The organism is Corynebacterium sp. TUM25015 (assembly GCF_056393505.1).
In genome coordinates this window covers 283,238-296,193 of record NZ_CM150783.1, presented here as the reverse complement: position 1 = coordinate 296,193, position 12,956 = coordinate 283,238, and the positions used below count along the sequence as shown (strand labels likewise).

At 57.4% G+C, this 12,956-nt stretch carries 12 protein-coding genes; 11 read left to right on the top strand and 1 reads right to left on the bottom strand.

The features are described from left to right. The first annotated feature begins 232 nt into the window (after positions 1–232). The 6 genes from rplM to AC06DS_RS01345 all read left to right on the top strand — a co-directional run bounded on the left by rplM (position 233) and on the right by AC06DS_RS01345 (position 4,989). Entirely contained in the window at positions 233–676 is a 444-nt protein-coding gene (gene rplM, locus AC06DS_RS01370; protein ID WP_293790689.1) for a 50S ribosomal protein L13, read from the top strand. Beyond that, on the top strand, positions 676–1,236 hold the full coding sequence (gene rpsI / locus AC06DS_RS01365; RefSeq protein ID WP_293790690.1) for a 30S ribosomal protein S9: 561 nt from the start codon (positions 676–678) through the stop codon (positions 1,234–1,236). Before rplM ends, rpsI begins: the two co-directional genes overlap by 1 nt. A gap of 161 nt (positions 1,237–1,397) precedes the next feature. Then, positions 1,398–2,741, top strand: a complete 1,344-nt coding sequence (gene glmM, locus AC06DS_RS01360) for a phosphoglucosamine mutase (RefSeq protein WP_477100798.1) — start codon at positions 1,398–1,400, stop codon at positions 2,739–2,741. Positions 2,742–3,056: 315 nt separating this feature from the next. Further along, entirely contained in the window at positions 3,057–3,260 is a 204-nt protein-coding gene (locus AC06DS_RS01355; protein WP_477100797.1) for a hypothetical protein, read from the top strand. Beyond that, the gene (locus AC06DS_RS01350; protein ID WP_477100796.1) at positions 3,257–4,741 is read left to right on the top strand and encodes a hypothetical protein; all 1,485 of its coding nucleotides are present in this window, start codon (positions 3,257–3,259) and stop codon (positions 4,739–4,741) included. The genes AC06DS_RS01355 and AC06DS_RS01350 overlap by 4 nt, the downstream gene beginning before the upstream one ends. Further along, positions 4,738–4,989 (top strand): hypothetical protein, encoded by a 252-nt coding sequence (locus AC06DS_RS01345; protein ID WP_477100795.1) that lies wholly within the window; start codon positions 4,738–4,740, stop codon positions 4,987–4,989. The genes AC06DS_RS01350 and AC06DS_RS01345 overlap by 4 nt, the downstream gene beginning before the upstream one ends. On the opposite strand, the gene AC06DS_RS01340 is transcribed toward AC06DS_RS01345, so the two are convergent. Beyond that, the gene (locus AC06DS_RS01340) at positions 4,986–5,861 is read right to left on the bottom strand and encodes a dienelactone hydrolase family protein (RefSeq protein ID WP_477101212.1); all 876 of its coding nucleotides are present in this window, start codon (positions 5,859–5,861) and stop codon (positions 4,986–4,988) included. The two genes, AC06DS_RS01345 and AC06DS_RS01340, sit on opposite strands and share 4 nt — an antisense overlap. A 61-nt stretch (positions 5,862–5,922) precedes the next feature. On the opposite strand from AC06DS_RS01340, the gene glmS reads away from it, so the two are divergent. The 5 genes from glmS to AC06DS_RS01315 all read left to right on the top strand — a co-directional run bounded on the left by glmS (position 5,923) and on the right by AC06DS_RS01315 (position 12,903). Continuing rightward, entirely contained in the window at positions 5,923–7,785 is a 1,863-nt protein-coding gene (glmS, locus tag AC06DS_RS01335; RefSeq protein WP_476727961.1) for a glutamine--fructose-6-phosphate transaminase (isomerizing), read from the top strand. Positions 7,786–7,864: 79 nt separating this feature from the next. Next, positions 7,865–9,520 carry an alanine racemase gene (alr, locus tag AC06DS_RS01330; protein WP_477100794.1) on the top strand — a complete coding sequence of 552 codons (1,656 nt, stop codon included), beginning with the start codon at positions 7,865–7,867 and terminating at the stop codon, positions 9,518–9,520. A gap of 521 nt (positions 9,521–10,041) precedes the next feature. Then, complete coding sequence (locus tag AC06DS_RS01325) at positions 10,042–10,770, top strand: hypothetical protein (RefSeq protein ID WP_477100793.1); 729 nt, start codon at positions 10,042–10,044, stop codon at positions 10,768–10,770. A gap of 6 nt (positions 10,771–10,776) precedes the next feature. After that, positions 10,777–11,460 (top strand): hypothetical protein, encoded by a 684-nt coding sequence (locus AC06DS_RS01320; RefSeq protein WP_477100792.1) that lies wholly within the window; start codon positions 10,777–10,779, stop codon positions 11,458–11,460. 30 nt (positions 11,461–11,490) lie between these two features. Further along, on the top strand, positions 11,491–12,903 hold the full coding sequence (locus AC06DS_RS01315; protein ID WP_477100791.1) for a serine/threonine-protein kinase: 1,413 nt from the start codon (positions 11,491–11,493) through the stop codon (positions 12,901–12,903). Positions 12,904–12,956: the final 53 nt, after the last annotated feature.

The window sequence follows — 12,956 nt, the reverse complement described above, 5'->3', positions numbered from 1 at the left end:
GCTTCCCCGTAAAGAGGGAAGAGGTGCTGGGGATTTTTGCTGTCCAGAGGATTTTTGGTGTTCGGGACACTATGTAGTAAATTCCCAAGGGTTGTGTGCAATACGCGAACTTAGCTCTCGAGTCATTGCATTTCTGCGGGTCACAACCGGCCGCCGCAGAAGCACTGCACTAGATCGTTGCACGTGTTCATCTGGCTGGCAGTTCCAAGATCAAGACTTTAAGGAGTCCAGCGTGACTACTTTCCACCCAAAGAGCGGTGACATCACTCGTAAGTGGTACGTCATCGACGCCACCGACGTGGTGCTGGGTCGTCTTGCTGTTACCGCAGCTGACCTGCTGCGCGGCAAGAAGAAGCCCTACTTCGCACCGAACGTTGACTGCGGCGACAACGTCATCATCATCAATGCGGATAAGGTCCACATTTCCTCCAACAAGCGTGAGCGTGAGATGCGCTACCGTCACTCCGGCTACCCGGGTGGCCTGAAGACCATGACCCTGGGTCGTTCCTTGGAGCTGCACCCAGAGCGCGTTGTTGAGGAAGCTGTTAAGGGCATGATGCCGCACAACAAGCTGTCCCGCGCGTCCATCAAGAAGCTTCGCGTCTTCGCCGGCCCGGAGCACACTTTCGAGGCCCAGAAGCCTGAGACCTACGAGATCAAGCAGGTGGCACAGTAATGACTGAGTACAACGAGAATGTAACCGACGAGCAGAACGCTGCCGTCGAGGAGAACTTCGAGGGCGAGTACACCGCTACCGACGCAGTGAACGAAGAGTTCGTTGCCACCATCGGTGACTCCATCGCTTCCGAGGACGAGTCCGAGCAGATCGAAGCTGAGCCGGTTGTCTTCGAGGGCACCATCCAGACCGTTGGTCGCCGCAAGGAAGCTGTTGTCCGCGTCCGCATGGTTCCGGGCTCCGGCGAGTTCAGCTGCAACGGCCGCACCCTGGAGGACTACTTCCCGAACAAGCTGCACCAGCAGCTGATCAAGGCTCCGCTGGTTCTGCTGGACCGCGAGAACCAGTTCGACATTCAGGCAAACCTGAACGGTGGTGGCCCCTCCGGTCAGGCCGGTGCTTTCCGCCTGGCTATCGCCCGTGCTCTGAACAAGTACAACCCAGCAGAGCGCACCGAGCTGAAGCGTGCTGGCTTCCTGACTCGCGACGCTCGTGCCGTGGAGCGCAAGAAGGCTGGTCTGCACAAGGCACGTCGCGCACCGCAGTACTCCAAGCGTTAAATCGCTTCGCCCTTTTTGGTGGCGACGCCCCCACGCTCCAGCCGAGCAGTTTTTCGGCCGGGACGTGGGGGTTTCCCTTTATAGAAGCATTTATGACAATTTGCTGATATCGGGAGTGGCACCCGCCAGACCGGCGGGGTCGCCGGGTAGAATTGCGCCCCATGGGTAAATTGTTCGGAACTGACGGCGTCCGTGGTCTAGCGAACAGGAAGCTGACTGCAACGCTGGCAATGAAGCTGGGTGCTGCCGCCGCGCGCGTACTGGTATCCAAGGAAGAAGTGGGCGGCCGTCGCCCTACCGCTGTGGTGGGGCGCGACCCGCGTGTATCGGGGGAGATGCTGACAGCGGCGTTGTCAGCAGGTATGGCATCGCAGGGTGTGGACGTGCTGGACGTCGGCGTGATCCCCACCCCGGCTGTCGCTTTCCTTACAGATGACTTCGGCGCCGACATGGGCGTCATGATCTCCGCTTCCCACAATCCGATGCCGGACAACGGCATTAAATTCTTCGCTGCGGGTGGCCGCAAGTTGCAAGACGACGTGGAGGATGAGATCGAGGCCGCGATGCTGGATCTGCCGGAGACCGGCCCTAAGGGGGCAGCAATTGGACGAATTCTTGATGAATCCGCAGATGCACTAGAGCGTTACCTGGCTCATGTGGGCACGGCCATTAATCATCCGCTGGATGGAATTCGCGTGGTGGTGGACTGCGCCAACGGAGCAGCCTCGACTGCCGCGCCGGAGGCGTACCGCCAGGCAGGTGCGGATGTCGTGGCTATCCACAGCCGACCCAATAGCTTCAACATCAACGATGGAGTGGGATCCACTCACATTGAGGTTCTGCAGAAGGCTGTTCTGGAACACCAGGCGGATCTAGGGCTGGCCCATGATGGCGACGCAGATCGCTGTTTGGCTGTGGACTCCGAAGGAAACGTGGTGGATGGCGACCAGATTATGGCGATCCTGGCCGTGGCCATGAAGGAAAACGGTGAGCTGAAGCAGAACACCCTGGTGGCCACCGTCATGTCCAATCTGGGGATGAAGCTTGCCATGCGCGCCAACGGCATCAAGGTGCTGGAGACGCAGGTAGGTGACCGTTACGTGCTGGCTGAATTGTTGGCCTCTGATCTGTCGCTGGGTGGCGAACAGTCTGGGCACGTGATTATCTCCGAACATGCAACTACCGGTGACGGCACCCTGACGGGGCTTACCTTGATGGCGCGCATGGCGCAGACTGGCAAGCCGCTCTCCGAGCTGGCGAAGGTGATGACCGTTCTGCCGCAGACACTGATTAACGTGCCGGTTGCGGATAAGACCGTGATCGCCGACGATGAGCGCGTTGTAGAAGCCATCGCCAAGGCAGAGGAGGACCTGGGAGATGCCGGACGCGTACTACTGCGCCCCTCCGGTACGGAGGAATTATTCCGAGTGATGGTGGAAGCTGCAGACCCAGGGACGGCACGCCGCATTGCTGGGAAGTTGGCCGCCGTAGTTGCCGAGGTTTAGCGCCGTAGCTCTTTCCCACGGCTTTCTGCGGTTTCCCGCGAACCTTTTTTACATCCGCGCAGTCTAACTGTGTGGATGTTTTTGTTGTGCAGCGCCAATGTTGCGTGAATCGGGGCGAGTCTTCGAGCGGAACGAAGAACCCTTCGCCTGCAGGTTGCGTGTTTAGGGGATTGGCGGTGCCGGGGAGTTTCAAAAGGGGGAGTAAGAACAGTGGGAGAGCTACACATAGATCCACTATCGGCTGTTGATCAGGCGGGGAAGCTGCGGGAAGTACAACAGTGCTGGGCCGATCATTTGGGAGGGGTTCGTCCTTCCGTGCCAGCCTCAATCTTTGGAGCTGGCCTGCAGGATAAGGCCAAGCAGTTCCTATCACTGGTGGATCAGGGGCACACAGTCCGACTTAATCACGCGAAGCGTCTGGCAACTGCAGGGAATGACTTGGTGGGACTTGTCGGTCGAGTGGGGGATGCAGATATGGAGAGTTCCGCCAGCCTAAACGCAGGGGAGGGGTGGACATGACAGGCTCTTTGGATGTGCGTTTGCATGCTGCCCTCGGTGTTTTGGCCAGCTTTGGGGGCCAGGTGGAAGGCGCGAAAACTGCGGCGTCATTTACCAACGGCATGAACCCCGAAGCGATTAGTGCCTCGCTTGGACCAGCGAGTAATGGCAAAGACAAAGCGCCTTTACTCGCAGGGCAGACTGACGATAAAGAGAGCTTCGATGGTGTGGCTGAAGGAAAGCCGGGAGAGGCCACGCGTAAGGCCGGCAAAGAGCAACTCAACCACGAGCGCTGTGTGCAGAACCGCTGCGTTGCTGTGCGGGACACTGCTGAAGTAATGGGGACTACATCGGAGTCCTCAGTAAGCACGATCGAAGGAATTGCGGAGAAACTCGAGTTCTTTGCAATTGCGTCGGGTGTCGTGGGATTCGTTGGAAAACCCTTGCTGGATCTGCTGGCAAAGGTGGCAGCGGAGGTTGCGGAGAACATTCTGCACAGTCGAAACAATTCCCTCGACCGGACGATTGACATGCTGATCGCAGATGCGAAACCCGCAGCAGAGCCGGGTAATTCGCAGAGCCCGGTGTGCCATGATCCGACACCTCCAAAAGTGAAGTGTCCCGAGGAGGTAAAGGAGCCACCAAAGTGTGAGCCTCCTGTGCAGCCTGCGCAGTGTACTCCGTTGACTCCACCTCCTCAGGCAGCAACGCCGGTGGTGACAGATTCGGCGCCTGCACCAGGAGTAGCCCCGGCTCAGATAGCCCTGCCGGAGGCTAACCAAACGCTGTTGCCACCGCCTCCGCCACCGGCGCCGGCACCGTTAGCTCCAGCAGCTCCATCGATGCCGTTGGCGCCTCCACTTGCGGGTAGTTTGCAGATCAATGTGCAGGGAGTAGCGAAGCTCTGGGCGGAGATTGTGCAATGTGCGACGGAAGCATTTGCGCCTCCTGCGGAAAGCTGTCCGCCGACTATCTCTGTTCCGGAACCGGAACTGGAATCAGAACCAGAGCCGATGCCGCCAGCGGAGCATTCATCGCAGCACGAAGAATGCGAAGTGGAAAAGCACAAATGTACGGCCTCAACGGAGACGGAAACTGCGCAGAAGCCGGAGTCCGCGCCCAAGCCAGAACCAGCACCGGAAGCGGAACCGGACCCCAAGCCAGCACCGGAACCGGAACCGGACCCCAAGCCAGAGCCAGCGCCGAAACCAGAACCCAAGCCAGCGCCGGAACCAGACCCCAAGCCGGAACCGCACCGTTGCGAACCGCCCGTCTCAGAGCACAAGGGATCCGAACACAAGGTGCCGTCTCCACCATCCGACCGGGGTGACCATAGCGAAACCAAGAATAAGCCGATCACACCTTCTAGTCAGTGGACCCCCGACGTCTGGGTATCAGCAGCAGGTACTGCGTCCATTGAGGTCACAGAGGCCTCCGTGGAGCTTGCGGGCGCCGGAACTGTGGCGGCGGGCGTCAACCTCGAAAGGAGCGGTGAGTGGTGACCCACAGAGAACAACTAGCAGCGCGCTACCAGCGCATCGTTGACGACTACATGGCCGAGGTCGAGGAATCCGTACGGGAGTTTGAGGAAACGCTCAAAGAATGCACGCGGCAGCTTGAAGAAGCGAAGAAAGCGCAGCGCGATGGCAAAGAAAATAAGACTGCTGCGCTTAGGGAACCCAGGAACGGATCAAGCGGAAGCGTCCGGATCCACGGAGCCCGCGGGATAAAGGGGAGAATCTTCGACTAGAAGATTTCCGCCAGACGCTCGTCCAGGTTTACGTTTTCCGGCAGGTTCTTGTACAGCTCATGCTGGGTGGATGTGCGAGTCTTTTTCAGCTCGGCGTGGCCATCGCGGAAAGACTTGTACTTGCCCTCGTGCTCGGCCAGTACGAAACCGGCCATCAGGCCACGTGCCAATTCCTGCTGGCTAAACTGCGGAAGGCCTGCGCCAAGTGCAAAATTGCGACCGTACTTCTCGTGGAAGCTGCTAGCGGAAGCACCCAACAGTTCGCGATAGACAACGTCGCCACCCCAATGCGCGGCCATGCGCTTTGCATTGCCCTTAGGAGTCTCGCCCAAACGGCCGGCCTCCAGCACCAGGCCGGGAGCCTTCACATACTTTGCAGCCTCGGAAGCATCCGGGGAGCTATCAGCCGGGTAAACGGCCATCACGCCGGCGATGGTGGGTTGGGTGTCGTAGCCTTCGAGCTCGCTGCGGTGGCGACGACCCGTTGCGGCCAGCACTGCGGCGGAGGCACCCATGCCGTGGCCGGCGAGGTACAAGTCATTCGGCTGTACCGTCACGTTGCCGTTGCCCAGACGCACTCCGGCCAAGATCTGCAGGGCGGTCTCCAGATCCGCAGCGAAACCCCGGTGATTAGGAGTAAAGCCCTTTTCCGTGTCCGGTGCCGCCACCGCGAAGCCCCAGCTGGCCAAGTGTCGAAGCGTTGCATGGTAGGAATCCACATCAACACGCCAATCGTGACCGAATGCGATGCCGGGGATGCCGTTACCTTCTGCCGGGGTGTACACACGCCCGGGGATTCCAGCGAAGTTCAGGTCGCCGACCATCACGCGGTGCGGGCCGCGCTTGCCCAAGCGAGTAATCAGGTTCTTCATCTTATCTGCCACAGCCCCACAGCTTACCGAAATCGATCGCCCATTGTGTATCGTCAGAGGCATGTGTGCAATCGTTGGCTACGTAGGTAACTCCGAAGCGCTCCAAATCGGGTTGGATGCGCTGGAGCGAATGGAATACCGCGGATACGACTCCGCTGGTATCGCAGTTGTCGAGCAGGGGTCCCTGCATCTGGAAAAGAAGGAAGGAAAACTGCAAAACCTCATCGACCGCATCGATGAGGTCGGCCGTGATTCCTTCCACGGTTCTTCCTGCATTGGCCACACCCGCTGGGCCACCCACGGTCGCCCGAATGACGTCAACGCACACCCGCACCGCTCCTACGATGGCAAGGTCGCCATCGTGCACAACGGCATCATTGAGAACTTCTCCACCCTGCGCGCCGAGATTGAAGCTGCAGGAATCGAGCTGCAGTCCGAGACAGACTCAGAGGTCGCAGCACACCTGTTGGCATTGGCATACAACGAGGGGGAGACGGCAGGAGACTTCCAGGCGTCCGCACTGAAGGTTCTTTCCCGCCTCGATGGTGCATTTACCGTACTGTTCGTTCACGATGATCACCCCGGAACCATCGTCGCCGGCCGCCGTTCCACTCCGCTGATCGTCGGAGTGGGCGAAGGGGAAATGTTCCTCGGCTCCGACGTGGCGGCTTTCATCGACCGCACCAAGAACGCTGTGGAGCTAGGCCAGGACAATGCGGTGGTTATCACCGCAGATTCCTACGACATTTATGACTTTGCCGGTAACCCCGTGGAGGGCAAGCCTTTCACCATTGACTGGGATCTGGATGCCGCCCAGAAGGATGGCTTCGATTCCTTCATGATGAAGGAAATTCACGAGCAGCCCGCAGCCGTCCGTGACACCCTGGCCGGTCACTTCGATGGTCGTCGAATTGTCCTAGACGAGCAGCGCCTTTCCGACGAAGATCTGCGCGGTGTGGAAAAGGTGTTCGTCGTCGCCTGTGGCTCGGCCTACCACTCAGGTCTGCTAGCCAAGTACGCCATCGAGCACTGGGTGCGTTTGCCCGTGGAAATTGAGGTGGCCAGCGAGTTCCGCTACCGCGACCCAGTGCTGGATCAACGCACTCTCGTCGTCGCTGTTTCCCAGTCTGGTGAGACCGCAGACACTCTCGAAGCTGTGCGCCACGCAAAGATGCAGGGCGCTCGTGTCCTCGCAGTCTGTAACACCAACGGCTCCCAGATCCCGCGCGAGTCGGATGCTGTGTTGTACACCCACGCCGGTCCCGAAATTGGCGTGGCCTCCACAAAGGCTTTCCTGGCGCAGGTTGCCGCCAACTACCTAGTTGGCTTGGCCCTGGCTCAGGCCCGTGGCACGAAGTATGCCGATGAGATCGCGGAGATCTACTATGCGCTGGAGGCAATCCCGGAAAAGATCGAGAAGACTCTGCATCTGCGCGAGCAGATCCTGGAACTCTCCAAGGAACTCGGCCCGGTGAAAACCATGCTGTTCCTGGGGCGCCACGTGGGCTTCCCGGTTGCGCTTGAGGGCGCGTTGAAGCTTAAGGAACTGGCCTACATTCACGCCGAGGGATTTGCCGCTGGTGAGCTCAAGCACGGTCCCATCGCATTGATCGAGGATGATCTACCCGTCGTCGTGGTCGTGCCCAGCCCGAATGGCCGTCCAGTGCTGCACTCCAAGATCGTGTCCAATATCCAGGAAATCCGCGCGCGCGGTGCCAAGACCATTGTGATCGCGGAGGAAGGCGACGAGGCTGTGCGCCCGTACGCCAACTGGCTGCTGGAGATTCCGGGTACTACGTCACTGATGCAGCCACTGTTGTCCACGGTTCCGCTGCAGTTCCTGGCCGCAGATATCGCTCGCGAGTGCGGCAACCAGGACATCGATAAGCCGCGAAACCTAGCCAAGTCCGTCACCGTCGAGTAACTCGAAGCTCATTCTTTGTGACGCCCCCTGCCGTGCCCCCTTTCCCGGGATCCCAGGAGGGGTGGCTAAAGTTATGGACATGTCGGATCGTCACCTTGCGGAATTAGTCGTTGACCTGGATGCCATTGCGCACAATGTGCGGGTGTTCCGGGAAGCAGCGTCTCCCGCTGGTGTGATGGCGGTGGTGAAAGCCGATGCGTATAACCACGGGGTGGACAAAGTAGCGCCGGCAATGCTGGATGCCGGAGTCGAACAGTTGGGAGTGGCAACACTCGGGGAGGCCTTGCAACTGCGGGAGCTGCTGCGGGCAAAAGGGGAGCGCTATCGTCACGTCCCCATCACCGCGTGGATGTGGATGCCCACCGATGACCTAAGGGACGTTTTCGCCGCGGAGATCACCATAGGTATTCCCTCGTTGGCACATGCACGCACCCTGGTAGAGCAGGCCGTCCGCGCGGACGTGCCGGTGCGCGCATCCCTCATGGTGGATACAGGTCTGTCCCGTTCCGGGGTGAGTCCCGCCGAATGGGAAGCGACGGTGCAGCTGCTGGCCGCGCATACTGAACATGTGAAAGTCACCGGTGTGATGAGCCATATGGCTAGCGCTGACGAGCCACAGTCACCAGCTAACGACCTACAGGCTACCCGCTTTGCGGAGGCTATCGAGTTCTGCCGCGCCCGTGGCTTGCAGGTGCCCCGCAATCACATTGCCAACACACCGGCTACGCTCAACCGTCCGGAGGTGCGCCACCAACTGGTCCGACCGGGCGTCGGGCTATATGGCATCGACCCGGCAGGGGCGGGCGTAGAGCTCAGAGAAGCGATGACGCTGCGCGCCCGAGTTATCACGACCCGTGTGGTGCCGAAAGGCGAGGGCGTGAGCTATAACCACACGTGGCAGGCTCAGCGAGATACCCGCACCGCAGTGGTGGCGCTGGGCTACGCCGATGGGCTGCCTCGCAGCGTGTCGGGGACGATGCAGGTGACAATCAACGGGCGTGCATATCCGCAGATCGGGCGGGTATGCATGGATCAGATCGTGGTGGAACTCGGCTCGGCAGAAGAACCCACCGACGTGCAGCCGGGAGACTGGGCGGTGATTTTCGGCCCGGGTGGCACAAGTGTTGACGACTTTGCGGAGTTGGCGGGAACGATTAGTTATGAAGTGCTGACGATGCCACGCGGGCCTCGGATTGCGCGTGTCTTTAACGGTGGGGAGCCAGACTTTTCCGCCGACGGATCGCGCGACGTGGCCACTGCGGAGGACATGCGCCAATTGGGAAAACAACTTGGCGAGGTGCTGCAGGCAGGAACAGTCGTCGTGCTGTCCGGTCCGCTGGGAGCAGGGAAGACGACGCTGACTCAGGGACTGGCTTCCGGGCTCGGGGTGAAAGGGCGCGTGCAATCGCCGACTTTCACCATCGTACGAACCCACCGCGCTGGACAACGCGGTGTGGGACTGCTGCACATGGATGCTTATCGCCTGCTGGGGGCAGACGTGGACCAGGGAATCGAGCCTGGACGCCATATTGACCGCAACGAGGTGCTCGATGCACTTGAGAGTTTGGACATCGACGCAGACATCGATGATGTGGTTGTGGTTGCGGAGTGGGGGCGCGGAGTGGTTGAACCGCTGAGCGAAACTGTGCTGGATGTGCAGATCGAACGAGGTAATGTGGTTGGCGATGAAGGCGACGCTGCCGACACCCGTACCGTGACATGGCGCTGGAAGTAGCCTGCGGGTGGCGGAAACCTGGCAATTCCTTAGGAAAAACTGGGGAATCTCTCGGGTAGGTTTGCTCAGGTGGGGGTTGGTGTGTAAGAATGGTTGACGAATCACCGTGAGGGGTGTTTCACAAGACGCTGGCACTGAAGGGCCTGATCAACCCGCCAGGCGTACACCGTCCCTGAGAGGTTTACTGCGAGAGCCTCTCAGGGACTTCTTGTTTTTAGCGGTGCCGCCTTGAACGTGAGCTATTTATTATCAATGTCTGGGGAGCGCTCCCGACAGATCAACAAATGCGCTTAAAAATGAGTAATCATGAGGCCGTGAGTTACCACATGGTTCTCAACAAACCAACCAAACAACAGCTGGATTCGTGGGCGCTGCAAACCCAAAAGCCTGGGGAAGCTGCATACAGAGAAGGCTTTGGCTCAGGTTCGCTGCTTGAATCCGGTTGGGTTCCAGCAGTCTGCTCCGCGGTATGATTCCCAAGGGAGAATGTCTGCGATAAACACGTTTCGAGGAGAATGCACATGACTACTTCAAAGAAGTTGCTGGCTCTGGGGGCTGCGGCAATTACCACGCTTTCAATCGCGGCATGTTCAGAGGATGAAGCTCCGCAGGCGGAGCAATCGTTTGAGGTGCAATCTTCGACCGCAGAATCTTCTTCCCCGGAGTCCACGGGGTCTGAGTCAGAGACTCCTTCCGCTTCCGCCAAAAATGAGAAGGAAGCCGAGCCAACTTTGGTTGATCCTGCAAATTCGCTTGAGCTGAGCAATGGAAAATTTCGCTTAACCAAGGACGAAGCCGGCCCCGGTTCTCCGGAGGACATCGTCACCTCATATCCTGAAATGCCCGATCATGGTTTTTCGGAGCTGCAGGTAACCGTGCCACGAGCTGAGAGGAACGGGATCATGCAGTATAAGAAGGGTTCAAAACTAGAGCTTAAGATTGCTGCGGCTGATCTCTCAAAGGTCCCTTTTGAAGAAAGAGAATGGGCGGCTCTGGACTTCAAGCTGCTGGACGAAAGCGGTGCTGACGTCTTAAAGGGACAGAATGTTCGTCCCGAATGGTTGCCGGGCTATCAAAACGTAAATTACGATGAGATCAAGTTTGAGAATAAGGATATTAAGCTATCGGATTACGCTGAGGCGAATGTTGCTTATAACCTTGAAAAGGAGGGGAAATTCACCCTGGAAATCGAGGTTGCAATCCCGGGCTACAAGCCATTTAACATCAGTCAGCCTTTAGTTGTTGCCTAAGTCGAAATGTTAGCTGCCACTGATGGTTCACACCTCATCGTCGATGATTTGATCGGAAACCGCAAGGTTTTATCTCAAGCAGTTAGTGTGACTCTTGGCCGGGCATCTGAATTCCCCATTGGAGCAGACGACCCTGCTATGCATCGCGCTTTTCTGCATTTCTGGTGTGACCATGGAATGTGGATGGTGCGCAATGTAGGCAGTTTCATCTCGGCCACTATTCAGCCGTCCTATGAAACCAACACGTATTCACCGGTTCGTCTCACTCCGGGAACGCAGTGGCCCCTCCCTACAGGTACTAATTTCATTCTGTTCGCGACTAGAAACCTGCGGTATGAGATTGAAGTAACGGTTGCCCGACCAGTCGATTCCGTTCCGCAAATGAATACTCCCTTGGCCCCATTCACAATGGGGACATTTGATCCAAATATCGAGCAGCAGCAGGTGTTAGCTGCGCTAGCAGCGCCGCTTCACCGTGACCCTAGTGCAGATCCGCGCATTGTGGTTCCTTCTGTGAAAGACCTTGCATGCCAGCTAGGCTGGGGAGAAAAGAAAACTTCACAGAAGATTCAGTACATGGCGGAGACGTTGAAAAGGTTGGGTGTTCCACAGTTTCAAGATGGAGTGAACATCCCGTGGCGCATCGTACTTGCGAAGTTCGCGGCGGAAAATCCGCATTTGTACTCTTAATTCTACTTGCTCGTATTCACCATGTTCACCATGAATTTTTCAAAATCCTCTGTCCCTGAAGACTTTTTAAATGATTTAAGTGCCTTGGGGTACTCGAACGTCCAACAGCTTGGACAAGGTGGTATGGGCACCGTATTTCGTGCTTACAAGCGAAATCTAGATCGGACAGTGGCAATCAAGGTTGTTTCCCAGGATCGTGTTTCTAACTCTGAATATGTCCAGAGGTTCTACGCGGAGATGCGCACCATGGCGGCGCTTGATCATCCTGCGATCGTTCCTGTATACGACGGGGGAGTGACCACACATGGTTTTCCGTACTTCACAATGAAGTACATCGATGGTGAGAATCTTCATGACTTCTTACACCGACGTCGAGCATCGCGCCAGCTTCTTACTGTTCAGGAAGTTGTGCAGATTCTGGCTCCAATAGCCAGTGCGCTTGACTATCTCGCGGCGCTACCGAATCCTGTGGTTCATCGAGATATCAAACCGGCTAATATTTTGTTGCCCTCTTCAGGGATGAACGGTATTCCGGCTTTGCTAACGGATTTCGGTATTGCAATTGATCGAGAATCCACTCGTATGACTCGGGTAGGGATGCGTATCGGTACAGATGGATACATTGCACCCGAATTGTTGGTTACGAAAGACGTGTCGGAACCTCCGCAACCGGATGCGTTGAGTGAACAGTATTCCCTGGGCCTGGTTGCTTTTGAGCTGTTAACAGGCATTTACGTTCGTGGCTCCGTGACGTATGCACAGTGGGCTGTGAATCGACCAGTACCAGAGCTTAAAGGGCATTTGATAAACCCCGCGGATGCTTTACACGTTAAGAAGCTCAATGAGGTCTTCGCGAGAGTTTTGGATGGTAACCCGAAGAAGCGTTTTGCAACCGCCTCGGCCTTTATTTCTGCTTTGCGCTCCGCAGGAATGGAGCAGCAGTCAGCGCATGTGAAGCAAGGAGCGAAGCGCAAAGGAGTTCCGAAGAAACTACTAGTGCTTGCCACGGCGGGAATGGTGGTGGTCGCGATAGCTGCAGCAATCATTTCTTATCTGACCGCGTCCCAATGGGAAGGGGAAGATGCAGTTTTAGCTGACACTTTCCCACACATCGTGAGCCAGAATTCCGGAGGAGAAGGATGGCAATCTACGTCGTGCGAACATCGAGAACCGAGTAGTGGAGAGCTTGCCCGTATTGCCTGTAACTCGGGTCAATTTAGCGTGGTTGTTGCTCACTTCGAATCGGTGGAGGCGAGGAATGCCGTGATCCCAGTCGAAGGTGCTCAAACAATGAGATCAAGTCGATGCAGTGCGTTAACTATGCCGATGGGTTCGGATGATTCTGCCTATGGGGTGTTTCCACAAGGTGATCTGGCCGCCTACGGGTTTATTGTTTCTGGGGACAACGCAGAGGATCTGCGGTTGAAACTTCCGATCTGTTAGCCTCCTGCTACGTGTCGCCATTTTTGTTGCACTAAGTCGTATTAGTGCATTAA

Bases quoted from the DNA above. Each gene is read 5' to 3' on its own strand.
- rpsI (WP_293790690.1), top strand. From the start codon at position 676: ATGACTGAGTACAACGAGAATGTAACCGACGAGCAGAACGCTGCCGTC.
- glmM (WP_477100798.1), top strand. From the start codon at position 1,398: ATGGGTAAATTGTTCGGAACTGACGGCGTCCGTGGTCTAGCGAACAGG.
- AC06DS_RS01350 (WP_477100796.1), top strand. From the start codon at position 3,257: ATGACAGGCTCTTTGGATGTGCGTTTGCATGCTGCCCTCGGTGTTTTG.
- AC06DS_RS01340 (WP_477101212.1), bottom strand. From the start codon at position 5,861: ATGAAGAACCTGATTACTCGCTTGGGCAAGCGCGGCCCGCACCGCGTG.
- glmS (WP_476727961.1), top strand. From the start codon at position 5,923: ATGTGTGCAATCGTTGGCTACGTAGGTAACTCCGAAGCGCTCCAAATC.
- alr (WP_477100794.1), top strand. From the start codon at position 7,865: ATGTCGGATCGTCACCTTGCGGAATTAGTCGTTGACCTGGATGCCATT.
- AC06DS_RS01325 (WP_477100793.1), top strand. From the start codon at position 10,042: ATGACTACTTCAAAGAAGTTGCTGGCTCTGGGGGCTGCGGCAATTACC.
- AC06DS_RS01320 (WP_477100792.1), top strand. From the start codon at position 10,777: ATGTTAGCTGCCACTGATGGTTCACACCTCATCGTCGATGATTTGATC.
- AC06DS_RS01315 (WP_477100791.1), top strand. From the start codon at position 11,491: ATGAATTTTTCAAAATCCTCTGTCCCTGAAGACTTTTTAAATGATTTA.